Source organism: Methanobacterium sp. (assembly GCF_038562635.1).
Classification (GTDB): domain Archaea; phylum Methanobacteriota; class Methanobacteria; order Methanobacteriales; family Methanobacteriaceae; genus Methanobacterium_D.
On the sequence record NZ_JBCFBO010000002.1, the window covers coordinates 174,577 to 199,574 of the forward strand.

The 24,998-nt window shown below is 32.8% G+C and carries 26 protein-coding genes; 8 read left to right on the forward strand and 18 right to left on the reverse strand.

Annotated features, from left to right (window positions below; translation table 11 throughout):
- Positions 1-128 precede the first annotated feature (128 nt).
- The 15 genes from AAGU07_RS12870 to AAGU07_RS12940 all read right to left on the reverse strand — a co-directional run bounded on the left by AAGU07_RS12870 (position 129) and on the right by AAGU07_RS12940 (position 13,863).
- Positions 129-1,160 (reverse strand): transglutaminase family protein, encoded by a 1,032-nt coding sequence (locus AAGU07_RS12870; RefSeq protein ID WP_342459512.1) that lies wholly within the window; start codon positions 1,158-1,160, stop codon positions 129-131.
- A gap of 620 nt (positions 1,161-1,780) precedes the next feature.
- Positions 1,781-2,296 (reverse strand): hypothetical protein, encoded by a 516-nt coding sequence (locus tag AAGU07_RS12875; protein WP_342459513.1) that lies wholly within the window; start codon positions 2,294-2,296, stop codon positions 1,781-1,783.
- A 57-nt stretch (positions 2,297-2,353) separates the two neighbouring features.
- Entirely contained in the window at positions 2,354-2,935 is a 582-nt protein-coding gene (locus AAGU07_RS12880; RefSeq protein WP_342459514.1) for a phosphatase PAP2 family protein, read from the reverse strand.
- Positions 2,936-3,111: 176 nt separating this feature from the next.
- On the reverse strand, positions 3,112-3,705 hold the full coding sequence (locus tag AAGU07_RS12885) for a hypothetical protein (protein WP_342459515.1): 594 nt from the start codon (positions 3,703-3,705) through the stop codon (positions 3,112-3,114).
- A gap of 408 nt (positions 3,706-4,113) precedes the next feature.
- Entirely contained in the window at positions 4,114-5,022 is a 909-nt protein-coding gene (locus AAGU07_RS12890) for a hypothetical protein (protein ID WP_342459516.1), read from the reverse strand.
- 127 nt (positions 5,023-5,149) lie between these two features.
- Positions 5,150-5,671: a hypothetical protein gene (locus tag AAGU07_RS12895; protein ID WP_342459517.1), complete on the reverse strand. Its 522-nt coding sequence runs from the start codon at positions 5,669-5,671 to the stop codon at positions 5,150-5,152.
- A 343-nt stretch (positions 5,672-6,014) separates the two neighbouring features.
- Positions 6,015-6,407 (reverse strand): hypothetical protein, encoded by a 393-nt coding sequence (locus AAGU07_RS12900; RefSeq protein ID WP_342459518.1) that lies wholly within the window; start codon positions 6,405-6,407, stop codon positions 6,015-6,017.
- A gap of 505 nt (positions 6,408-6,912) precedes the next feature.
- Entirely contained in the window at positions 6,913-7,956 is a 1,044-nt protein-coding gene (gene asd / locus AAGU07_RS12905) for an aspartate-semialdehyde dehydrogenase (protein ID WP_342459519.1), read from the reverse strand.
- A gap of 121 nt (positions 7,957-8,077) precedes the next feature.
- Positions 8,078-9,235 carry a phospholipase D-like domain-containing protein gene (locus AAGU07_RS12910; RefSeq protein ID WP_342459520.1) on the reverse strand — a complete coding sequence of 386 codons (1,158 nt, stop codon included), beginning with the start codon at positions 9,233-9,235 and terminating at the stop codon, positions 8,078-8,080.
- A gap of 51 nt (positions 9,236-9,286) precedes the next feature.
- The gene (gene dapB / locus AAGU07_RS12915) at positions 9,287-10,111 is read right to left on the reverse strand and encodes a 4-hydroxy-tetrahydrodipicolinate reductase (RefSeq protein WP_342459521.1); all 825 of its coding nucleotides are present in this window, start codon (positions 10,109-10,111) and stop codon (positions 9,287-9,289) included.
- Between the two features lie 217 nt (positions 10,112-10,328).
- On the reverse strand, positions 10,329-11,222 hold the full coding sequence (dapA, locus tag AAGU07_RS12920) for a 4-hydroxy-tetrahydrodipicolinate synthase (protein ID WP_342459522.1): 894 nt from the start codon (positions 11,220-11,222) through the stop codon (positions 10,329-10,331).
- The gene (locus tag AAGU07_RS12925) at positions 11,219-12,439 is read right to left on the reverse strand and encodes an aspartate kinase (RefSeq protein ID WP_342459523.1); all 1,221 of its coding nucleotides are present in this window, start codon (positions 12,437-12,439) and stop codon (positions 11,219-11,221) included. The genes dapA and AAGU07_RS12925 overlap by 4 nt, the downstream gene beginning before the upstream one ends.
- A gap of 38 nt (positions 12,440-12,477) precedes the next feature.
- Positions 12,478-12,669 (reverse strand): 30S ribosomal protein S17e, encoded by a 192-nt coding sequence (locus AAGU07_RS12930; protein WP_048080698.1) that lies wholly within the window; start codon positions 12,667-12,669, stop codon positions 12,478-12,480.
- Positions 12,662-12,961 carry a chorismate mutase gene (locus tag AAGU07_RS12935; RefSeq protein WP_069583600.1) on the reverse strand — a complete coding sequence of 100 codons (300 nt, stop codon included), beginning with the start codon at positions 12,959-12,961 and terminating at the stop codon, positions 12,662-12,664. Before AAGU07_RS12935 ends, AAGU07_RS12930 begins: the two co-directional genes overlap by 8 nt.
- A 35-nt stretch (positions 12,962-12,996) precedes the next feature.
- Positions 12,997-13,863: a shikimate kinase gene (locus AAGU07_RS12940; protein WP_342459524.1), complete on the reverse strand. Its 867-nt coding sequence runs from the start codon at positions 13,861-13,863 to the stop codon at positions 12,997-12,999.
- A gap of 431 nt (positions 13,864-14,294) precedes the next feature.
- Between AAGU07_RS12940 and AAGU07_RS12945 the strand changes: the two genes are divergently transcribed.
- The 4 genes from AAGU07_RS12945 (at position 14,295) to moaC (ending at position 17,709) form a co-directional block, all read left to right on the forward strand.
- Positions 14,295-14,558 (forward strand): MJ0307 family thioredoxin, encoded by a 264-nt coding sequence (locus AAGU07_RS12945; RefSeq protein WP_069583598.1) that lies wholly within the window; start codon positions 14,295-14,297, stop codon positions 14,556-14,558.
- Between the two features lie 64 nt (positions 14,559-14,622).
- A complete protein-coding gene (gene cbiD / locus AAGU07_RS12950) occupies positions 14,623-15,681 on the forward strand; it encodes a cobalt-precorrin-5B (C(1))-methyltransferase CbiD (RefSeq protein WP_342459525.1) in 1,059 nt (352 codons plus the stop codon).
- A 198-nt stretch (positions 15,682-15,879) separates the two neighbouring features.
- Positions 15,880-16,950 (forward strand): glycosyltransferase family 4 protein, encoded by a 1,071-nt coding sequence (locus AAGU07_RS12955; RefSeq protein ID WP_342459526.1) that lies wholly within the window; start codon positions 15,880-15,882, stop codon positions 16,948-16,950.
- 285 nt (positions 16,951-17,235) lie between these two features.
- Positions 17,236-17,709, forward strand: a complete 474-nt coding sequence (moaC, locus tag AAGU07_RS12960) for a cyclic pyranopterin monophosphate synthase MoaC (RefSeq protein ID WP_342459527.1) — start codon at positions 17,236-17,238, stop codon at positions 17,707-17,709.
- Between the two features lie 20 nt (positions 17,710-17,729).
- Here moaC and AAGU07_RS12965 read toward each other — a convergent pair whose 3' ends face one another.
- Positions 17,730-18,083, reverse strand: coding sequence for a DUF5518 domain-containing protein (locus AAGU07_RS12965; protein WP_342459528.1), 354 nt, complete (start codon positions 18,081-18,083; stop codon positions 17,730-17,732).
- Between the two features lie 421 nt (positions 18,084-18,504).
- Complete coding sequence (locus tag AAGU07_RS12970) at positions 18,505-18,843, reverse strand: rhodanese-like domain-containing protein (RefSeq protein ID WP_342459529.1); 339 nt, start codon at positions 18,841-18,843, stop codon at positions 18,505-18,507.
- A 189-nt stretch (positions 18,844-19,032) separates the two neighbouring features.
- On the opposite strand from AAGU07_RS12970, the gene AAGU07_RS12975 reads away from it, so the two are divergent.
- From AAGU07_RS12975 to AAGU07_RS12990, 4 genes are all read left to right on the forward strand, one after another.
- Positions 19,033-21,126, forward strand: coding sequence for a DEAD/DEAH box helicase (locus AAGU07_RS12975; protein ID WP_342459530.1), 2,094 nt, complete (start codon positions 19,033-19,035; stop codon positions 21,124-21,126).
- 50 nt (positions 21,127-21,176) lie between these two features.
- Positions 21,177-21,713, forward strand: a complete 537-nt coding sequence (locus tag AAGU07_RS12980; RefSeq protein WP_342459531.1) for a DUF2115 domain-containing protein — start codon at positions 21,177-21,179, stop codon at positions 21,711-21,713.
- Between the two features lie 101 nt (positions 21,714-21,814).
- Complete coding sequence (locus AAGU07_RS12985; protein WP_342459532.1) at positions 21,815-22,348, forward strand: DUF2115 domain-containing protein; 534 nt, start codon at positions 21,815-21,817, stop codon at positions 22,346-22,348.
- 1,176 nt (positions 22,349-23,524) lie between these two features.
- Positions 23,525-24,535: a trypsin-like peptidase domain-containing protein gene (locus AAGU07_RS12990; protein ID WP_342459533.1), complete on the forward strand. Its 1,011-nt coding sequence runs from the start codon at positions 23,525-23,527 to the stop codon at positions 24,533-24,535.
- 36 nt (positions 24,536-24,571) lie between these two features.
- On the opposite strand, the gene AAGU07_RS12995 is transcribed toward AAGU07_RS12990, so the two are convergent.
- Positions 24,572-24,958, reverse strand: coding sequence for a DUF488 family protein (locus AAGU07_RS12995; protein WP_342459534.1), 387 nt, complete (start codon positions 24,956-24,958; stop codon positions 24,572-24,574).
- Between the last annotated feature and the right edge of the window lie 40 nt (positions 24,959-24,998).

Below are 24,998 nucleotides of genomic sequence, written 5' to 3' on the forward strand. Positions count from 1 at the left end.
TTTTTTAAAATAATTTTCAATTGTTTTGTATTTTATCAATGGGTTAGAGGTTCTATAAGTAGTTTTCGATAAAGCTCCCCTTTAAATAAAACCCTAATTTAAAATAAAAATAGTAAAAATCAAAATGTTTAGAATGGTAGCGATGAATAAATACCTTTTAAAATATCGTTTTTGGTGTTCCAATTACGTATTACTCCGAAATCATTGATATTATTTGATGCATCAGCACAGATCCATTTTCCATTGACAAACAACTGTGCCCACACATGACCGCACCATCCACTTGAAAATTTACAGTTTGCATGTACATACCTTGCTGGAATCCCTGCAGCTCTTGAAAGAGCTACTATAAGATGTGACAGGTCAACACAGTTACCTTTTCTATCTCTTAATGTACCTACTGCCCCTCTTCTTGTATTGTAATAGAATGAATAGTTTACATAATCTCTTACCCAGTTAAAAATATTGGTGGCTTTTTCTAGAGTTGTGAGTTTCTTAGTTACTGTTATATTTTCTTTATATTGACTCAACTTTTGTTGATAACTTGCATAGTCCTGTAAATATTGATTATATTTCTGTTTTGCTTTCAAATAAGAGTTATATGATACATTTGTCTCATTCCAGGCATCACGCGCTTCTTGATATGCAGTTTCATTTCCGCTGAAATCTGCAATTTGCGGCTCAATGCCAGGTTCTGAAACTGGATCTGGATTTTCCACATGTTCTGGTGCTGTTGGTTTTGGGTTTGGATTAGGTACAGACACGTTTTTAGTTGCAGGTGTTAAACTTTTAGCAAGTGCTTTTATTCGTGCATCACGGGATTGGGCATTTTTAGTTGCCTTTTTACACTCACTGGGAGGAATATTCCTTACTTTATAAGTTTTATAGACATATTTGTAGTAGTACTTGTACGCGTACCTGTAACTGTACTTATATTTATACGTGTATTTCCACTTGCCCCTGTATTTGTACCATACTTTTACCTTTGATTTTACCGGGACCTTTATCTTGTAGTATACTTTAACTTTCTTTTTTATCGTTACTAAATAAGCTGCATTTACCTGTAAAATACTTTTATATTCGTTAGAGATAGTGTTAATACTACCATTCGATGAAAATTGATTTTCTGTTAAAGCTGCAGAAGGAAAAACGCAGATCATTATACTTAATACAATTAGTAACGAAAAAAATGATTTTCGCTTAATTTTATCGCCTCCGTGATGGCATTGTTAAATTTATTATTTAACAAGCCCCAGGACTATTATTAATAATTTTTTTTAATAATATAAATCTTTTGCTTTTATTTTTAAAAAAATAAGTTATTTAAAAGCTTATTTAAGTTTAAAATTACCTAAAAAACTGTTTTAATACATGCAAAATTATTATTAATTTTAATTTATGTTTTTAATAAGTTATTATATAGTAAAAGATTTTTGTAAAAAATTTAGATATTTAATATTCTTCTGCATCTAAATTATGATTTTAAAGAGTCCACCGATAGCATTAAAATAATATCTAACTCCCCATCCTTAGTTAAAATATTATTTTCCAAATATATCCATTATCCCATGAAATATGCAGCTATTACTAATTTTAATGTTTTCTTAACAAGACTTTTAAAAATTAAGTTAAATTCTATTTCAGTATAAAGTCTGTTAAATTTACATCGCTTAAAGAAACTGAATTAAAATATTAAGAGCGTATTTGTTAAACCAATGAAATCTGCGGAACGAATTCAAAAATTTAATTAAAAAGAAGATGATTATTTATTAAAATTAATTTAATTCTCTATTTTCTGCCAGAAAGTTATTTCATTTTCTTTAAATGCTTTAAAATAACCTTTCCTTTCTAAATTTCTCAAAATACTGTTAAAATTATCAAAAGATAACTCTTTAAACCCTATATCCCGTATCTGTTCATAAAGTTCTTGGGTGGTACATTTATCCATACTTAATAATTGATAAACCTGGGATTGGAATGAAGTCAAATCCTTTTTTGGTTTAGCGGTAAGTGCGTCAAAATGTCTTTTAATTTTTTCAAGTTCTTCCAGTTCCTTATTCCTTTCATCCAGAAGACCCACAAGTTCTGATATTTTCCCATCTTTTTCTTCCAAAGCCAGCTTAAGTTCCTCTATTTCCTGATTCTTTTTATTAACCAATTCTGTATCTAACTTACCTGCATCTCTGGACTCAGTTTGACACTTTTTAAGTTCAATCTTTAATTTGCTAATTTCAAGCAGACAAGCCTTAACCAGTTGTCTCAACTGTTCCCTTTCGTTATCTTTCAGTAATGGCATTTTATCATGTATAATTTATTGGAACTTATTTTTAAGTTTAATGCTTTATCCGTATTTTCACGATAACATTTCATTAAACTTTATTATATCCTTTTCAATCATTAGAATTAACAAAGCGCAAAATATACCAATTAAAGCACCCGAAATTACATCAAATGGATAATGAACTCCATTATAAATTCTTGAAAATCCGACCAGAAATGCAAATATCAGCAGAGGATAAATTAATTTACACCTTTTACCTTTAAATTTAAAGCTGTAACTCCTCCCAATTATAATTGCCCCTATAAAAGAAGCAACCGTGTGACCTGATGGCCATGAAGAACCGCTCATATCTGTTAAAACCCGTATTCCATTAAGTGCAACATATGGCCTTGGCCTTGCAACAATATACTTTAAAATTTCTGTCAAAAAATAACCGAATACCAGGGCAACTATACAAACTAACGCAACATTTCTCCCTTTCCTCCCGCCAAATATGTACAGTAAAACACATAGCCCAATCCAAATGCTAAAATATCCCACACTTGATATCAACGGCATTATAACATCAAAAACTTGATTTTGCATGTTGATATTAATTAAATAGAAAATTATAATATCTACCTGATTTAATGTCCCAATTAGTCCATTTAGCATGCGTACCCTCTATATTAACTAGTAAAACAAGGAATTTTTAAAATACTTATTATTTGATCTTTAAATAATTAAAGTTTTCCCGTTATTTAAATGATAAATTTGTATTCTTTTAAAAAATATGGATGTTACAGATAACGTTATTCTATAATTCATCCAAATAACTAAAAATTAGTAGATTAATTGCTTTCTATAGCAGTGTACGTTAATTGATTATAATAATTCCCTGCAGAGGTATAAAATGGTATACCCAATGTTAAATAAGTACCAAAATGGCTTTCAGAACCATCAGCTGGCATTTGCACAGCAATACCAACATTTGTAGTTAAAATATCTACTGAAGAACCATCTTCCGAGTTAATTGTGAAAGATGCTGGTGTGAATACATTAGAACCGCCGTCTGAAAATTGCGTACTTGCAGACCTTACAAGCAGATTTATAGATACATTTCCAGCATTTTTAATGTAAATATTACGGTCTAGTTCAGCACTGCTGTAAGCTGTTTCACCAGCCAGAGGATTATGTCCATTTGTAGTCATTTTAATATTTGTTGGATTGATTTTTAGTGCAATATCCCTTTTAGTGTTATTGGTGTAATTTTGAGTACTATTTGATGTGCCATTATGATCAGTGCTTTTAACGATTAATGTAATAGTCTGTCCTGCTGAACTTGATTCAGATACTGCTGCCGCATCAGTATTTGCTGCTGCAAACACTGCTATAAACAGGACTGCAACTGTTAAATAAGCTATTCCCAATATTTTCTGGTTCATTAAGTTCCCTTTGCTTGATCATATATAATCCGTTAAATTAGTGAAGATAAGCACAAATATTTAACTGATTTAGTTAAAATGTGATATTGTCATTATCACGTATAAATATTATGTATTTTTATGTGAAATAAATTAAAATTAAGGTTTAAATAAACATATTAATCTATATTTTATTATTTAAAAAATCAATTAATATTAAAATAAATTATATTTTTATATCAGTGAAGAAATAACCAATAATATTAAAAAAAACACAAATAATAACTTGTTTGCTGTATTTGAACTGATTTAAAGTACTGATTAAAAAAATTAGATACATAATAACCTTTTAAAAAAGATACATAAACTATTAAAAACAGCTAATCAAATAGGACTTACAAAATAATAGAAAAAAGGAAATAAGTTAAATTATTTTTTCCTTTCTACTTTGATTTTAATTGGGGATTCTATTTCTTTTTTCCTGATGATCCACACTGCTGCTGCAATTATCAACAATAGTATTAGCCATATTGGAATTACAAGAATTGTGTCATGTGCCTGGAGGATCTTGTTCTGTTGATATCTCCCGTAGTTTATTTTTGTATCTGCAGAATAAAGACCAAAGTCTGCAAATCCAGGTGTCCACTGCGCAGTTAAAGTGTAATTATCTCCAGGGAATACTCCACCCTGTATGGGTACAACTTGTTTTCCAAGCAAGCCATTTATTTCAATATTTCCTGTCATGTTTGCATATACAGTTCCGTTGTTGTTTAACTGATATATAAAATCGCCAGGCATGTATGAAAGAAGGACTGTGGGTGTACTGTGCTGAATCATTTGTAATGATTCAACAATAGGGCCTGGAAGACCTGCTATTATTGGAATAACAAGTTCTACACCCTGTTTAATAGTTAAAGTCTGGCTTAAATTGCTACTGTTCTGCAAAGGTACCCCAGTTATGACCATTGCACCCATAGCGTCAGAATAATTTATCTTTGAGGGGGCAGTAAGAGTAAATGGAATGACCTTTGATGCCTTAGGTGTTAATGTGAAATTGGTTACGCCCAGGTTTATCCACGTAGCAATTCCTTGATCAGAGTAAAGCAGATGAATACTGTCCATTAACAGCCTTTTTTTGTTAACTGTTACATTCAGTGTTTCATCCCCAATATTTGTAACTTTTACCTGACCAGAAACAGTTTGTGACGGTGTTAAATTATATTTAATTTCAGGGGGTGATGCTAAAAGCCCTGCACCAAAAACGGACCCCACTGAATTAATCAATATAAATAAAATTAAAATCACTGGTAAAAACTTCTTAATATTTCCTAAAAACATGTGAAACCTCCAGATCATTTATTGGATACTAATAATGATCTGATTTACAAAACAGTATACTTTTGAAGTATTTAAAGATTTTCTAAGTAAAATTAAAAATAAAAAAATTTAAAAAAAAATGTTTTTATTACGGTGCTGTAGCTCCGTGTTTAACAGCTGTGTAAGTTAAACTAATAGAATAATCACCATCTTCAGCGCCAGCAGGTATATCAATTAACTGATGTGTTGTGAAAACATTGGTACCGGTTCTTGCAGTAGCTAAATTATCATATACTTTAGCAGCAGCAGCAGCAGATATTGCAACATTTCCAGATTGACCAACAATTTCATAGTTTGCTTCATCTATTCCGATTGTATCTGTTACTGGAGCAGTAGATGTAAATGCTGATGTATCTGCTTTAACATATATATCAGATTTAACGTTTCCAGTATTTGCTATATCAAAGTTACTACTTGAGGCACCAGTAGCACCAGGATTTAAAGCGCCAAATGCAGTATTACCGACAGTTAATGCTATGTTTTGGTTAACGGTCACTGTTGCAGTCTGACTATCTGTAGCAGCTGCAGCCGGATTGTCTCCCACTGCAAAAACAGCAACAAACATCATTGCAGCTATTAAAGGAATTATTCCTACTAATTTTTGATTCATTATTAATCACGTCCCCATTATATTAATATAATTATTAGTTATCATTGTATTCAATTAGTGACAATTGTCACAAAGTTATAACTGGATATCAACTAAAGTGAGGTATAGTTCTTTTAATATATAAATATTACGTGCTTTTTTTGTGAAATATAGTATTAAAAGGCCCAAAAGACAGTAATAAGGCATAAAATTACTTATTATTATATAATCAAGAATTAGTATTAAATATAATAAATTTCATGCACTTAATCAATAACAAATATGCCATTATTAAGAAAATATAATTATAATTAAAAAAATAGTCCATAAAAAGATTTAAACCAAATTTTAAGAATTCATAACACTAAGTAGCAGTATAAGTAATTGTTGTAGTGTAAGTTCCAGGTTCAGTGCCCTCAGGTACTGTTATATAATAGTCCATGTACACAGTTTCACTATGAAACAACCCAGAATAAGACTTTAATAATTCATCATCCGTAGTAAATGCTTTTTTACTTATAGTGCCCCCACTATATTGGCCACCGTACTTAAAATTACTCAATGCAATTCTATTAGTACCGCTTGTGAAATCACCCGATGCTCTAACGTAAAGTCCACCACTACCCAAAAGAGATGATACACTAACTGTCGTTGCACGAGTAAATGTATATTCTGTACCATCAGCTGCTAAATTTCCAAAATTAACAGTCGCAGGATCTGCTTCTACATCTGACAATATTGACATTGGTTGAACCATAATGCTCTTCGAAGCATTTTTTGTAACATTGGTTGAATTTGTATTATTAGTTGAATTTGAAGAGTTTGAACTGTCGGCATATACTGAAAATATGCTCGCAATTACAAAAGTTACGGCAAATACTGCAAAGATTATGTTGTACCTTTCTTTCACAAACTTCCCCTCATTTTAAACTGTAACACTAACTGTGATGTAAATCACAGATCATCAAATTACCATTACTAACTCACGAATATATTCACATATTTAATAAATCGTTATATATTCACCGTGATTTTAGTTCAATATTAATTTAATAAATATATATCTAATATAAACTTATCTTAAATCTGCTGGCAATCACATTAGAGACTTGATCGAGTAATACTCTGAAAATCAAATTATTAAAGTAAAAAAAAGAAAACCCTGCAAAATCCATGATTTTAAAGAGTTTTTCTAATTATTTGTTTGAGTACTCTTTAAAAATCTTTGATTTTTATGCAGAGATCCAATACACGTTTAAACACTACATTATCTCAGAAATAAGTTCAGCATTCAAAATAGAAGCGCCAGCGGCACCCCTTATAGTGTTATGCCCAACTAATACATATCTAAGACTGTTATCAAATGCTGCATCTTTCCTTAATCTTCCAACAGTTACAGCCATGCCGTTATCAGTATTCCTATCCATTCTTGGCTGCGGCCTATTTTCTTCTTCCCGGATTACAACAGGGTTTTTTGGTGCAGAGTGGAGATCTAACTTTTGTGGAATGCCTTTGAAATTATATAAACAATTTTTCACATCTTCAATCTCTAAATCATCTTCCATTTCAATGAAAACTGCTTCAGTATGACCATCGACAACAGCAACCCTGTGGCAGGAAGCACTTAATCCGAATGGCGCAGGGACTACAGATTCTCCATCAAATTCACCAAGCAAATGAAGTGTTTCAGATTCCATTTTCTCTTCTTCGCCGCCGATAAAAGGCACGAGATTATCCACTATTGCCATTGAAGGAACACCATTATAACCAGCTCCAGAAACAGCCTGCATGGTTGAAACATACACCCTTTTTAGGTTATACTGATCATAAAGTGGTTTTAAAGTGAGAGTTAAAGCTATGGTTGAACAGTTAGGATTTGTTACTATGAATCCATCCCATCCTCTGTTTTTTTGTTGAATTTCTACTAAATCCAAATGTTCAGGGTTAACTTCAGGTATCACCAGGGGAACATCGGGCTCCATTCTCATTGCACTTGCATTTGATGCTACAATACAGGATTTGGCAAACTTCGGCTCAACAATCGCTGCAGTATCTGCTGGAAGCGCAGAAAACACAATATCAACATCTTTAGTTTCTTTAGGGTCTGTATCAACTACAGTAATATCTTTAACACTTTCTGGTATCGAACTATCAAGATACCATGTTGCAGCGTCTTCATATCTTTTTCCTGCTGATCTTGCAGATGCTGTAAGAGCAGTGATTTCAAACTTTGGATGATCTGCCAAAAGTTCAATGAATCTCTGCCCAACCATTCCAGTTGCTCCGAGAATACCTACGTTTACCATATAATCACCTATAATATAGATTCATAACAAAATATCGTAGAAATGACTTTCCATTTTATTTATGTCATATTATCTTTAATTTACTAAATATATCTAATAATTTATGTTATCTACTATAAATTTATACACCTAATAACTTTATTTTTCCGTCGTTCTTTTGAAGTCCTAATCTTAATTCTCCCTCATGGACCTTCGTATAGCCGTTTGTTATTTCCAGCTTGATACCGCCTTTAAGTTTTCCACTTGGAATTATATTATCCCAAAGCTCTAAAGTGATATCTCCAGTGTCATCTTTAATTTTAACAAGTGTTAACACCTTACTGCCATACTTAGTCTCCATTTCAATTACTTCTTCTATGCTTATAACTTCTCCCTTTATCTTAATTTTACTTAAACCTAACCTCAAATTATTTATGTTAAATTTATCAGTGCCCTTTGATAATTCTTTTATTGTAAACTCGATATGTCCTTCTATCCTGTTAAATTTACCTGAAATTTCTACTTCATCACCGATTTTAGATGAATTCAAACTTCTGCTATCTCGCAAAAGTTTCACGGCAATATCTTTCCTTGTTTTTCCCAAAACATACGCTTTTTTACTATCTAAATAGCCTAAAATTCCGCTAAACTTTAAAGTTCCATCGTCCTTTACCCGCATCTTCTCTTGATTCACTATTTTATCAAAGTCCTTCCTGTATCTTTGATATATCCCAGATAGATGGTACGATTTACAAGATAACACATATTCATCATTAACATATTTATTTGAAGTTTTATGGCTCCATAACCTGACAAAAAAGCCTACTCCATTTTCTACAGCTTTTCGGTCATTTGTATAAATATTTGCTTCAATCTGAGGCTTTCCTTCATAATCTCTAGATGATCCAAGACCGCTTCCAGTTAAATTTGAAGATCCAGCAATCATTTCAGTGTCATCAACAATTATCATCTTTGCATGAAGATTATTATTGTATTTTATAGATATATTGTCACCAAAAATACTTTTCCACCTTTCAACATCATCTAATTGATGCAGCCTTCGAAATACATCTTCCTTTTCCAGTTTAGTGATAAGATATACTTCTACATCTTTATTATTAGATAAAGCATTTTCAAAAGGAATGATAAATTCCTCACCAAGCGTGATCCATGGATATACAATATAAATATGATTCTGTGCACCACTTATCATTTCATGAATCTTTCTTAAAGCAGAACGGTCTTCCTTTAAGAAAGTTGGAACAAATTCAGTTACTGGTTCACGTTTCTTAAAAAGCATGTATCCCCCTAAAAAATAAAAATATTATATAAAATAAGCAAATTATTTTTTTTATTTTATACCGAGAACATCTCCCATATCGCTTATTTTTCCCTCAGAAGCCCCAACAACATATCTTACTGCTTTAATTACTCCTGATACAAATGCCTGCCTGCTGTGTGCTCTATGGACAATTTCAATTCTTTCTCCTTCACCTGCAAAAAGTACAGTGTGGTCTCCAACGATATCTCCACCACGGACAGCGTGTATTCCGATCTCTTCAGGAGTACGTGCACCTACCATTCCTTGCCTGCCATAGACACCACATTCATTCTTATCTCTTCCAAGTGTCTCTGCCAGAACTTCATAAGCTTTAACAGCTGTTCCTGATGGTGCATCAGCTTTATGCTTGTGGTGAGCTTCTATTATCTCCACATCATAATCATCTTTTAAGATTTTAGCAAGGTCCGCAATGATTTTAAAGAATACATTTACACCTACTGCCATGTTTGGAGCAATTACTGCTTTTACTTTATTCTTTTCTATAGCATTTTTCATTTCTTCCATTTGCTCGTCTGAAAATCCAGTTGTACCTACAACTAAATTAACTCCACATTCTGCTGAAGTTTTAATTGTACCTACGGCAGCATTTGCTATAGTAAAATCAACAAGCACATCTGGCTTCTTCTCTGTTAGAACTTCAGCAAGTTTTTCAGCACCGTTTACAGGAACACCAATGGTTCCCACACCAATTACTTCACCTACATCCTTTCCCTCAAAAGGGGTATTTGGTGCTTCTATTGCTGCCACAACTTTCATGTCATCCTGTTCAAGTATGGTCCTAATTATTTTAGAACCCATTCTTCCGCTTGCGCCTGTTACAGCCACTCCAATCATTTTATCAATCTCTCCAATATTTAATATTTTGATTCAAAAAATCCATGATTTCGACCTAAATATTTTCTATTTCAGGCATAAAATCTTTGATTTTAACCAATTTCCCTGTAAAAATTATAAAAAAGCCCGAAAAACCGGCGAAAACATAGTTTTTGAGGGAATTCTCGAGCGATATAAAAATTAAATAATAGTTTTAGCAAATGTGCTAAATAATAATTTAAATTAAATCAAGGTTTTTAAGTACTTCTTTTAATTTAGCCTTGTTTTCCTCATTAATAGGTGCAAGAGGCATTCTTACATTACCTGCTGGCCTTCCCATCATACTTAAAGCTGTTTTTGCTGGGACTGGATTTGTCTCAATGAATAGAACTTTCATGAGATCATAAAGTTCGTAATGGGATTCAGATGCAGATTCAAAGTCCCCTTCCAATGCATAATTAACCAGCTGGCTCATACGTGCTGGATCAACATTTGCAACAACACTTATCACTCCTTTTGCACCCAAAGCTATCATAGGAAGTGTAAGATCATCATTTCCAGATAGAACTGCGAATTTATCAGTTTTACCTATTTCATCAATTTTTTTAATTATTTGAGATACTTTATCCAGGTCAGGGTTTGCTTCTTTAATAGCAGCAATGTTGTCAAGTTCTGCAACTTTTCCTATAGTTTCAACGTCTATATCTGTACCTGTTCTTGAAGGTACATTGTAAACTATTATAGGAATATTTGTAGATTCTGCAAGTAATTTATAATGCTCATAAAGGCCATTTTGCTGCGGTTTATTGTAATAAGGTGTTATAACCAGTGCTCCATCTGCGCCTATATCTTCAGCATGTTTAACAAGCCCAAGAGCTTCCTTGGATGAATTACTACCTGCACCGGCGATAGTTGTAACTTTACCATCAGCTTCGTCAATTAAAATATCTAACAGCTTTCTGTGCTCATCGTGAGATATTGTAGCTGATTCACCAGTTGTTCCTGCAGCTAATATCCCATTAACGCCGTTTTCTATCAAATAATTTATGTTTTCACGAATTCCTTCTTCATCTATTTCATCGTTTTTCGTGTATGGAGTCACCATAGCCACGGTCGTACCTTCAAATTTCATTTTAAGACACCTTTTACAAGTTCATAAGCCTTATTACCATCATCCCAATCCACAAAAAGAACAACAGAAGTCTGACTTGAAGAAATTTCAACAATATTTATTTTACTTTTTTGTAAAGGTTCAGTTATTTCTGCTATTACTCCAGGAGTGTCTATAAAATCCTGACTTGCAACAGTTATCATTGCAATTTCTCTTCCCAGAGAAAGAGAACTTAAATCATCAGTTGTTACAACAACTTCATGGAGAACTTCATGAGCACGGTCTGAATCAGATTTATTAACGAATACAGTTATGGAATTTTGACCTGTAGAAATTCCATAGATGTTAATTTTATGTTTTGCAAGAGTATCTGTGATTTTTGACAAAATTCCAGATTTTGTTAAAATCTCTTCCCCAACAACAGCAATAACAGATATAGGTTCGCTGTTTATGGTTGCACATTTGAGTAATTCATTATTAGAAGGACCTATAATTTCTGTCCCAGGAGTAGATAAGTCTCCTTTTTCATATCCAATTATTTTAGCATCTATTTTTGGATCTTTGTATTTTAGAGCATGGGGGTGCAATACCTGTGCTCCATGAGTTGCAAGGTCCCTCATTTCTTCAACAGAAATTTTATCAAGCTTTTTAGCCGAGAGAAGTTTGTTTGGATCAGTAGACATTACTCCATCAACATCAGTTACAATGATAACTTCTTCAGCTTTGAGGCAGTGCCCAAGCAAAAATGCAGTTATGTCACTTCCTCCTCGTCCTAAAGTTGTGATGTTCCCTGATTCATTTTTTCCAAGGTATCCACAGACTACAGGAATTATTCCTTCGTCTATCATTTCTTCAATCTTGCTTGATTTTTCTTCTGTTACTTCAAAGTTAATTTTTGCACTTAAAAAATTGTTATCAGTAATTACGGGCCAAGCATCTGCATATGGATCTACATATTCGGATTTAACACCTAAAGATTCGATAGTTGATGAAAATATTCTAACACTGGTCATTTCTCCCATTGAAACAACTTCAGCAAGCTGTTTGTCTGTTATAGATTTTCCCATAGCAGTATCTACAATTTTTAAAAACTCATCTGTCGTTTTATTTATTGCAGATACAACAACTACTACCTTTTTACCTTTCATGTATTCATTTACAACTGATTGCGCTGCTTTTTTAATCCGTTCACCATTGCCAACGGATGTTCCTCCGAACTTGGCCACTATAATTCCCATTAACTGTCACACCTGAAATCTATTGATATCTATAAGATCTATTGAGGTCCTTGTTTTACTAGTCTAGTTACATATCCTGCAATTTTATTTCTAAGATGTTTTGTACTTACAGTAGAAAATTCTTCTACTAATTTTTTATTTTCATCAAAATCTGTGGTAAATTTACCCTCATATGTTTCTACTAATTCTTTTGCAGTTCTTTTTACGAATGATGTTCTTATGTTACCCATTAGTATTCCTCCTAAGTATTTTTTCTTGTTCTTTTTTGTTTAATTCCATCAAAATATTCATTATTTTATTGATGAAGTCTCCATCTATTTCTTTGGAGATCTTTTTAATTTTATCTTGAATATAATCTTCTCTTTTTTTATCTTCTATTGGAATGCCCAAAGCTAGTTTTGCACTCGCAATATCTTTAGCAAGAGATGTTCTTTTTTCTATTAAATATATTAGTTCTTCATCTATTTTATCGATTGCGACTCTAGATTCTTGAAGAACTTTTAAAGCTTCTGCCTTATCCACTTTTTCACCTTAATTTGTTTAAAAAAGGAGACTTATTAACTCAGAATTTCCTTTGTGCCTTCATTATCAACTTCAGTATGTATAATGTTACCTTCATAAGAGCTCCATGAGTCTAAAACATTATCTAAAGCTTTATCATCAGTTACAGCCACAAATGAAGGCCCTGTACCTGATAATCCGGCTGCAATTGCACCTGCACTTAATGCATCAAGGGCAATGTTAGGATTAAATTCAAGAGCTGCACAATATAAAAGTCCATTTAAAGTTAGAGCCTTATATATATCACCTTTCAAAGCCTGGCCAAATGCAAGCTTGACATAAGGTGAGAGAAGTTTCATCTTCAAAATATCAGATTGTGCAGTAAGTGATTTTTTATCTGGCATATATATTAATATATTTTGCTCTTCCATGTCTTGCTTTTTCAAAATTTTTCGGTTCATGTTGTCGGTTACAGTTAATCCTCCAAAAAATGAAGCACTTGCATCGTCGAATGCACCAGTAATAGTAACACCCGCCTCTAACGAAGCATCTATAGCCAAATTTAATACATCAACATCCGACATATAACAATCAGGACCATATTCTTTTGATAAAGCTAAAACTGTAGCCAGAACAACTGCATTTGAAGTTGCACTGCTGCTTGAAAGTCCAGATGCAACTGGAAGATCAGAATATGTTTTAACTCTAACTCCAGTATCAATATCAAATTTATGGAGAACGCTTTTAACACATAGCTCCATTAAACTTGTGTCTACATCTTCATCTGACTTACATATTATATTTGATGATTTTAATTCCACTTCTGCAGTTACATAACGCCTAATACCAAATGCTGAACCACAACCAGTGGCTATAGCATTTATAACTGTTGCAGAACCTGGAGATTTAACAATTGTTTTCAATATATCACCTTTAGGTGTTATCATTATTTGTAACTAAATAAGAAGATTATGATATGTACTTTTATAACTCCTGATATTTAAATAAAATAGACATTACCCTTTTAAAATCATAATTTCATGACAATTCCATTTTAAATCTAATTTGTATGGTAAAAATATAAGGCAGAAACAGAATTTAAGGATAAATGATGAAAAAATAAATCAGTAATATGTTGAATGACTTTACCGCGCCCCCAAATTTAACTAGTTTAAAAAAATTAAGACTATCACTTAAAAGATACACTTCAACATGTTTTTATCTGCAGTAACTTGCGGGTTAAATTTAAATCTTAAAAAAACCAAATAGATATTTTATTAAAATAGAAATGCTAAAAATATTGAATAAATTGAATAATGTTAAAATAAAAATCTTATATAATGGAGGTTAAATAATGGCTGTTAAAGTAGAAGTATTTACATCTCCTTCATGCCCATACTGTCCTATGGCCATAGAAGTTGTTGACGCAGTAAAAAAAGAAATGCAAGACGATATAGAAGTTGAAAAAATTGATATAATGCAGAATCGTGAAAAAGCAATAGAATATGGTTTAATGGCAGTTCCAGCCGTTGCTATAAACGGTACTGTGAAATTTGTAGGAGCTCCTGAAAAAGACGAGCTAGAAAAAGCTATTAAAGAAGAATTACAAGCAAGCTAATTTTAGAAAAATGGAAATCCACAGTGCGCATCTCATTAATAAGTCCAGAGATACAGGGGAATTAATGAAAAATAATGAAAATTCCTCTTACGGGATTACAACAGGGAGCGCTGCAACTGCTGCTGCTGTTGCAGCACTTTTAACTGTAAATGGAAATATTACGTCACAGATAGATATTGAAACTCCTTTTGGAATACTTAAAATTGATATAAATTGTTCAAGAAAAATTAGTTCTAATTCTGGAAGAGCATGTGTAATTAAAATGCCCTACAACGACCCTGATGTCACCACAAACCTTAAAATATGTGCTGACGTGAAGATAACTGAAGATAACGAAATAAAAATTAAAGGCGGGGAAGGTGTTGGTAAAGTAACCAAACCAGGTTTACAGATCCCAGTTGGAGAACATGCCATAAATCCTGTTCCAAGACAAATGATAGAAATTAATCTCCAAAAGGTGCTCCCTAAAGGAAAGGGAGCAGAAGTTATAATATTTGTCCCAAAAGGAGAAGAAATTGCAAAAAGAACCATGAATTCTCGTCTTGGTATAACCGGCGGTATTTCAATTCTTGGAACGACTGGTATCGCAAGGCCTATGTCTTCTAAAGCTTATAAAGAATCTTTAGCCTGCCAGATTGATGTTGCAGTGGCTGAAGGATATGAAGATCTTATCTTCGTGCCAGGTAACATTGGAGAACGCCTTGCAGTTAAAATTTTAGATGCTCCTAAAGACAAAATAGTCCAGATGAGCAATTTTGTAGGTTACATGTTAGACAAAGCTGAAGAAAAAGGCATCAGCAAAATTATGTTATTTGGACACGCAGGTAAACTCATTAAAATCGCTGCAGGTATTTTTAACACTAAAAATAGTGTTGCAGATGGAAGAAGAGAAATAATAGCAGCATACTGCGGACTTTTAGGTGCAGACCAAAAGTTAATAGAATCTATTTTTAAATCTAAAACTACAGAAGACATGATAACTATTCTTGATAAAGAAAACATGACCTACTCTGTTTTTGAACTCATAGGTAAATCTATAAAAGAGAAATGTCATGAAAAATATAACATAGATTTTGACATAATTATCGTTACAATGAACGGCAGAATTTTAAACAAACAATAACTGCTTGTATAGTCAGGTGCAAAAATAGACCATCTATCCAAATGAAACGGTGAAATAATTGAATTTAATCAATTTAAAATCATTATGCCTGACTTTCAAATATTGTAAGTTTAATTAATTACGCTCATGACTATAAAATCAATAATTAAATAAATTTATAATTTTTACAATGATATAATTTAATTTAAGGTGAACATAATGAAGATATGTATGTTAGGTCATTTTCCACCCCATTTAGGAGGTATTTCTTCATATACCTATCTTTTATCCAGAGAACTGGTAAATCGAGGGGATAAAGTATGTGTACTCACATATCCCCATGAAAATATTTCTGATATTGAAGGCATTCCTGTTTTTACAGCCCCAACTGTAAATATTAAGGGTATACGAGGATTTTTATTTTCAATATCTGCCACTTTTAAGCTTTTGAGTATGATTAGAAAATATAAAATTGATCTTATACACGCTCATTACGTTATGCCTCCCGGATTAATAGCAGTTATTTGCAGTATGTTTTCAGAGACTAAAACAGCGATTACTATACACGGCTCGGATATATTTGTCCTGGCACGTAAACCCCTGTTAAAATCAATGATTAAATTTATTTTAAAAAGATCAGATTATGTATTCGTTGTAAGTGATTCGCTCAAAGAAAATGTCCTTAAGTTAGGCATCGAAGGGCTTGAAGATAAACTATCAATCACCTACAATTCAGTAGATGTTGAAAGATTTAGACCAGATCAGATAAGTACATTTAAAAAAGAAATACATATAAACCCACAAAAGCCAGTTGTGCTTTTTGTTGGTAATTTAGTGTGGCAAAAGGGTGTTGAATATCTTATACGGGCAAAAGAATTCCTCAATGTAGATGCAGAAATAGTGATTGTTGGAGACGGACCCCTGCTTGAGGAACTCAAGGGTATTGTAGAATTCGAAAAAATGGAAGGAATTACTTTTACAGGCGCGAGAAATGATATTGAAAATATAATGCCTTCAGCAGATGTTGTAGTGGTGCCTTCGGTATCTGAAAGTTTTGGTATTGTGATTTTAGAGGCCATGGCATCTGGTAAACCAGTAGTTGCAACTAAAGTTGGAGGAATTCCGGAAGTTGTAAATAAAAAGATTGGAATACTTGTAAATCCCGAAGACCCTGTAGGACTTGCAGAAGCAATTAATAAAATACTGCAGGATAAAGAACTTAAAGAGAACATGGGAAAAAATGCAAGGGAACAGGTAATGAAATATTCAAGTATTGAAATTCCATATTGATTAACACTCATAAATTAATAGTGAATTACCAGATAATTTAGATTAATTGATCTAAAAAAATGTATTTACGTGGTTTAAACCTCTAAAATTTTGTTAACAAAATTTTGGGGTTCAAGAAATGATATACATTTCTTTCAACCTGCAAAAAATCTTTGATTTTTTTTGACGGCTGTCAAAAATGAAAGTTTTGACGTATCGAAAATCTACGATTTTCGGATATATTTAAAATTAAGCGTTTAAAAAGTTACGTAATTCACTATAATAATTCACTAGGAGCTGACTTAAATGGAAGAAAAATCATTTACACACCTTTCTAAAAAAGGTGTTCACATGGTAGAAGTATCAGATAAACCCGTTGTAAAACGAACCGCTGTAGCACAGGGTAAAATCTACTTAAGTGCAGAAACAATTCAACTTATAGAAAAAGAAGAAATTAAAAAAGGTAATGTTCTTACTACAGCCCAAATTGCAGCTATTGGAGCTGTGAAATCAACACACCACCTGATTCCTCTGTGCCATTCCCTTAAAATCACAGGTGTCGATGTAAAATTCGATGTAAAACCCCAATTTATACAGGCAGAAGTCAGTGTAACTTCCCTCGGAAAAACTGGTGTTGAAATGGAAGCTTTAACTGGTACAAGCGTGGCACTTTTAACAGTATGGGACATGGTAAAAAGTGTTGAAAAAGATTCTGAAGGCCAGTATCCTTTTACCAAAATTTCAGATATAATTGTTGTTAAAAAAGAGAAAAAAGGGTAAATTTATCCTTTAATTTATTTCTATCCTTTTATTGCTCCACCTATAGCTCCGCCGATTCCCATAAGAACTAAAGACTGGATTATTGCAACTATAACAACTACTAATCCAACTGCAGCTCCTGCTAAAAGTCCTGCAATGCCTGCAAATAGTGTTCCTCCAATTACAATCAGTATGGCTGCGATTATTCCGCCAAATGCACCTGCCACAGCCGCGTTCCACGCGCCGTTTAAGGCTCCATCTCCCACCATCAAACCAACAATCAGTCCAGCTATGAACAATCCAAAGTAATTTCCACCATAGAACAATCCACCAAATAGCCAGGACAATATTATGGATAGAACAAATCCTATAACTACTGCTCCCCAATTTACCATCAAATACCTCCTTTAGATACAGAGTGATATATACTAATTTATTTTTAATTTTTAATAAACTTTTCCTTTTAAATGCCATAACTGGTTGAATTAAGATTAAAATAAGTACTGTAGAAAATAATAGCTTTATTTAACTGATTTACTCAGTTAATAAATTAAATAGCCCTATTATTTAGAAAATAAGTTTTGAAAAATGATTATATGCTCCTAAAATAAATTATAAACGATTTATCCAATTCAAAATATACAGATAATAATTATTTTATCTTGTTTCTATTTCAAATATTTAACAAAGTTTACTTATAATTTGAAACATATTTATAATGTTAAATATAATTTTGATCCTGATTTGGCTAATAAAAAACGTATTAATTCGTCAAAAAACAAAATTTCATTTAGATATATGTCATTAGCTTAAAACTTATTCTGTTTCACCTACAAGGGGAAGTTTACTTATTTTCCAGGCCACAAATCCGCCCAGTATATTATAAGCTTCATTAAATCCAGATTCTTTCATTTTACCCATAAAATATTCGCCTCTAGCACCACTTTTGCAGTATATAATATAATTCTTACTTTTATCCAGTTTTTCTGCTTTTTCCTGGAAATGATGTCCATGATAATCCAGATTTTCTGCTCCAGGGACATGTTCTTTTTCAAATTCATCCTCAGGTCGGATATCCAAAATAGTTATTTCATTACCTTTCTCTTCCATTAATTTAAGTGCTGCTTTCGGAGTTATGGTTTGAAATCGAGGCATGGTAAACACTCACAATGATCTTTAGTATGAATATGTACCTAATCACTATTATTTTTTTCTAGTTATACTGAAATTTTATGGCCAAAAAAGGTAGAATTAATAGTTTTTAACTTATTGGAGATATATAACTCAATTATTAAATAAGCATCAAAGGTATAATATAAAAAGCAGAATGCACTATTAATTTTTATGGAAAAAGTAGATCAGAAAATCAGAGATATAATCAGTGATTGCTATCCAAAGATTAAAGAACTAAATCCTGCGCAAAAAGCAGTTTTAGATTCAGGGTTACTTGAAAATAAATCTAATTATATAATAGCAATTCCAACTGCAAGTGGAAAAACACTTCTTGGAGTAATTGCTGCATTAAATACAATTTTAAATGGTGGAAAGGTAGTATACGCCGCACCGCTTATATCGATACAGAATGAGAAACTGGCAGAATTTAAGAAGTTTGAAAAATTTGGTATAACTGTAGGGAAACACCCCAAATCGTCAGACCTCTCAGTTATGGTCTTTGAATCATTTGATGCAATTACCCGTTTCTCATGGAATAATTTAAGAGAAATGGATCTTCTGATTATTGATGAATTTCACATGATTGGTGAATACTCAAGGGGCCCAACAATTGAATGTGCACTGACACGATCAAAAATTATCAATCCCGCCCTAAGGATCATTGCACTTTCAGCAACTCTCAAGAATATGGACGAGCTTGCAAGCTGGTTGGATGCAGAGATTGTGGAGCATGATTACAGGCCAGTTCCACTTTATAAGGATGTCCTCATAACTGAGGAGCTTGGGGTTAAAAATAAAAATGATGTTGTTTTAAAAGTTTTAAACGAATCCATTGAAGATTCATCTCAGATCCTTGTTTTTGTATCTACAAGACGGTTTACAGAAGCTCTTGCAAATTTTATCTCAGGTAAAGTGAAAAAGAAAATTCCAAGGGATAAGAAACTTGCATTTAGAGCCGTAGCTCAAAAAATACTGGATGTGCCAAGGAAAAGAGGGTCACGCCCAACTTCAGTGTGTTTAAAACTTGCAGAATGTGTTGAAAACGGAATAGCATTCCACCATGCAGGTCTTTTCGACAAACAGAGGGAAATAATTGAAAATGAGTTTAGAGCAGGGAATCTTTACATGATAACCGCTACTCCAAGTCTCATGTACGGAGTAAACCTCCCCTCTAAAAATGTTATAATAAGAGATTACACACGCTGGACATCTAGAGGTCCTCAAAGTATCCCAGTATTTGACTACGAACAGATGTCAGGGCGTGCAGGTCGGCCAGGGTATGATACTGAAGGATATTCATATCTAGTAGCCAAAAGCATGGACGAAGGCTATAATTTAAAAGATCATTACGTATATGGAGAAATAGAACTTACATCTTCCAAACTCATAGAAAATAAAGACGCTGTTTTCAGACAGATAATAGCACAGATAGCATCTTCACTTGCCAAAACTCCGCAGGAAATAACAGAATTCTTCGGCGAAACATTTTATGGTTATCAAATGAACTGCAACGATTTCTTCGGCGCTCTTGCAGTAGATACAATGGAATACGAAATAAACAGCGCGCTTGAGTTCCTGATTCAAAATGGAATAATTCAACTTACTCCCGAAGGGCTTAAAACAACTGATTTTGGAAATTTAATTGCAAGAAGCAATTATACAGTTGAAACCGCAGTGAGACTTAAAGAATACGCTAAAAGAGCTTCAGATCTTGATGTCTATCAACTTATCTATGATATTTCAAGGACTCCAGATATGCCCAAAATCTCATTTAAAAGCCGTAAAAGCAAGGAACCAGTAATGGACAAGCTGAATGAATATGGGATATTTGCCTGCGATATCAGCAACGATGAAGCTACAACTGCTGCCCTTTTAGAGTGGATAAATGAGAGAAGTGAATATGGAATAGAAAATGCGTTTAATGTGTACGCTGCAACCACGAGAAGGGCTGCTTATGAAGCTTCCAGGATGGTTAAGTTCTTTAAAGAAATTTGTCATGTCTTAGACAATTATTCATACTCCAGCGATCTCGACAAGCTGTCAGCACGTCTTTACTATGGAGTCCGCGAAGATATCATTCCACTTGTTGTAAGTGTTAAACGACTTGGGCGAAAACGTGCCCGTGCTCTTGTAGACGCGTTCGGAAGCGATTTAAGTTATGTATCAGAGAAAGAACTGGTTAAAATAGAAGGAATAGGGCCTAAAACTGCAGAGTCTATAATGAATAAGTTTGGTAAAGACCAGTTTGCAAAATTTAAACCATAAATCCAGTTTATTTTTAAATAATTTTTAAAATTGACATACTGGTACTTAAAATGGTAAACAAGCTAGAAAGCCTTGATTTTACAGGGAAAATAACAGTAGAAGAACTATTACTTGTTCTTAAAAAAGAAGCTTCAGATATATCAATGACAGACATCATGACTGCCCACACATATCTGGTAGCTGAAGGAAAATATGTACAAGGAAATTACAGGGAAGAATATTTAAGGGCATATGTAAAAGGGTTTATTCTACGGTTAAAAGAAATAAAAAATAATCAAAATAAATTTAAAGGCACTGTAAATACCTGCAAACTTAAAGAAGCTGTTGAACTCCTGAATGAACAGGAACAGATGCTGTTTAAAATAAGGTCCAAAGAATCCCACTTTTTTAAGATTTATAAAATTATATCCATCTACACCACATTTGTCCTTGATGAACCAATACATATAGTTGGAACGCCGTTCCCGGGCAGTCTTAAAGTTAAATATGAGAATGGGACCTACTTTTGTCCTGTAAAAGATAAACAAAATGACAACCCTGGAGCTGTTTGCGGGTTCTGTATTGCTGAGCAGGACGAAGATGTATAATTGGACATATCCATTTCATAAAATGAAACCATTTTTTTTAAGTTTTATATAATAAGTTAAACAAAAACAGGTTTAAAATTTATAGAAATTAAGGTCTTATCATGGTTGAAACAATTGAAGAACTCGATTTTTCCAGGAAGATATCAAAGAATGAACTTTTAGGTGTTTTAAAACAAGAAGCATCACGAATTCACATGCATGACATAATGCTTGCCTCTGCTTATATTCAGGAAGATGCTAAATACATGCATGCAGGGTACAGAGAAGAGTTCATTGAAAATTTCACAAAAGCATTCATAAACCGTTTCAAAGATATCAGGGAAGATAAAGGAAACTATGAAGGACATATTAACAATAAAAAGTTTCAAGAATTTCTGGAAGTGCTCAACAGACAGATAGAAGAATCTAAACTTAGATCAGAACTTTATTTTCTACGTTTAGCAAAAATTGTTTCTATTTATACGACTTTTATTTTAGAGGCATCGATTCACCCTGTTGGAACTTCATTTCCTGGAGGTTTCAAGCTTAAATTTGAAAACGGCGTGTATTTATGTCCTGTAAAAGAGAAACAAATGAATACACCTGGTGCTCTCTGCAGGTTCTGCGTTTCAAAGCAGGACAAGAGTGTAGAATAAATATTGATCTAGTTATTTTATAGCTATAAAACATGATTTAATTCAAAATAAGCTAAATCTGGACAATGGTGAGAGAACTCTCAAAACTCCCACCATCTCCTCATTACCAGATTCTAAAAGAGAAATGATGAGAGAAACATCTCTAAAAACTCTCATCATATCTCAACTGACTACCCCTACCTTCAACTTGATAGCAACGATTTAACGGATAATCAAACCATCATAATTCAATCTTGAATATGTCAACAAAGTGGAGGCATCCCCTCACTCAATTACAGCAGGTTTGATTTCCCCATTGCATTTTGTGATATATACTGGAACATATCCAGTACAAGCTAGAACTGGTAGTTAAACTTTCATTTTACCAGACGGTTAATCATAATACTGTGCTAATTAGTATTATAGTTGTCATGCTTATTAAATGTTACGGATGATTAACCCATTTTTTAAGTTAATAAGGTTAACTAGATAATCTTACATTATAAAAGTACAAAAATTGTATTAAAAAATGTAAAATTTTTAATATAAACTGACGTTAGGAAATCAAAATGCTTTTAGTGTAAGCCCATATTAAAAGGACTGTTTTTTGATAATAATAAAATAACATACTTATTAAGCATTAAAATTAACTTAAAAAACATTGAATTGTGAAAATTAAGGATATATTAACATTAATACTTCCTAATTTATAATAACTATCTTAATTTCTTACCCCTATATGTTCTAAATGACTCAAAAATTCATAATTGGAGTAGGCATCATATTCTTATCAAATTTTAGTAACATGTACCTATATCCAGAGCTGGGATCGATGACATTTATTTACTTGAAAGTTGATTAAGTTAAAATAATTATTACATCCTTGTCACTGAAAATTAAAACCTGTTTTACTTTAATTATTTAATAAAACAAGCCCTAAATACATTCATTGTAATTAAAACAAAATGTTTATATAAAACTTCAAACCGAATAAAATCATCTTGAAATAGAACAGTTTAAAAATGATCATCATGATGCACATGCATTATACCAATTTGAAGGCTTTAACTAATTTTAAAATCTGCAAAGCTGCTTCTTTTCAGAATTAATTACCAAAAACAAGATATATTGTATATTATTCCAATTATATAAATATTTAAGATATTGTCGAACAATCAATCCCCAAGAGGTGGAAACATGATTCTCCCTGAATCAAAAAACAAATTATTAAATCTATTTAAAATATTTTTACTGATCATTATTGTTATCGGATTTTCAGGAATTGGATGTGCACAGGCAGTTGCTGGAAGCTCTTTAAACACTGCAAATATTGCAAGTACAACTGTCAGCGTTGAACAGGGATTTTCAGGCACAGTTACAATTAAAGACCCTATGTTTAATGTAACATCAAATGTAACAGTCAACTACCAGCCCTACAGCTACGGGTCAGGTTTTATTATAAATAAAAACGGCTATATTATAACTGCATTTCACGTTTTAAGTGATTCCAGAGCATTAGAAAGCAAAAATCAGCTTAAACAAATGAATTCTAGTGATATAAAGTGGTATGTTGAAGAGGCAGGTTTATTGTACTATTTAAAAAATAAAAATCCAATACTTGCTTACCAATTGTTTAAAAATGTGCCCAAAACTCAAAATGACCGCAGGAAAGCCTTAGAACGTGCTACAAATGATTTCATTAAAAAAGGGTTGATATCTTCAAACTCTTATAGAAGTGAGATTTATGTCAAAGGAAACGCATTGCACAACGTCAATACCAGTAATTCACTAAAAGCCAGTTTGATAGGTTCTGGAAATACCGCAAATGGTGAAGATATAGCACTTCTAAAAGTAAATACCAGTGGTGTGAATCTGCCCATTTCAGGTATTAGTTTAAGCCACAAAATGAATGAAAAAGTTGTCATATACGGCTATCCGGTAAATAAAAAAAGCAGCACTCCATCAAGCTCATCAGGTAATTTAAAGGCAATGGCACCTAACCCCCAAGGCACTATATATTACGTAACAAACGCCCTTACAGGTGAAGGTTACAGTGGAGGTCCTGTTGTTAACAGCCAGAAAAAGGTGATAGGCGTTTTAGGTTACGGTATTTTGGATGAAAAATCTAAAAAGATTGCAGGCAGTCTTTTCCTATCCTCAAGTTACATCCAGAAAATATGTAAAAAATATGGAGTTACATTAAATTAACTTCATTATTATCCTTTTTTTGAAACTAATTAAAAATCACCCTCCATGAAGCCTGCCTACAGACCTGCTGACTGTCCTGTATCCATTAAGTTTATCTTTCAAAACCGCTGCGCAATTACATTCAGGGTCGCGTTTAGAATATAACAAAGTAACAGTTCCATTTTCTTTTTCAAAGTTCCGGATAATAGAAATAAGTGTCTTTTTCTTTCGCAGTTCCCTGCGATATTCCTCTTTAAACCCTTCAAAATCTACAGTGTTCTCTGTGATCCATTTATCTGTATCTTTTGTAGGGGCAATTTCTTTAAGCCATAAATCTACCTTTGTATCTTCTTTTGATAATCCTTCAGGCCATGTTTTATCTACTAAAATTCTAAATCCATCTTCTTTATCTGCAGGTTCGTAAATACTTTTAATTTTGAACATACTGAGCCACCAATTCAGTACAGTTAATCTCGAAAAATGC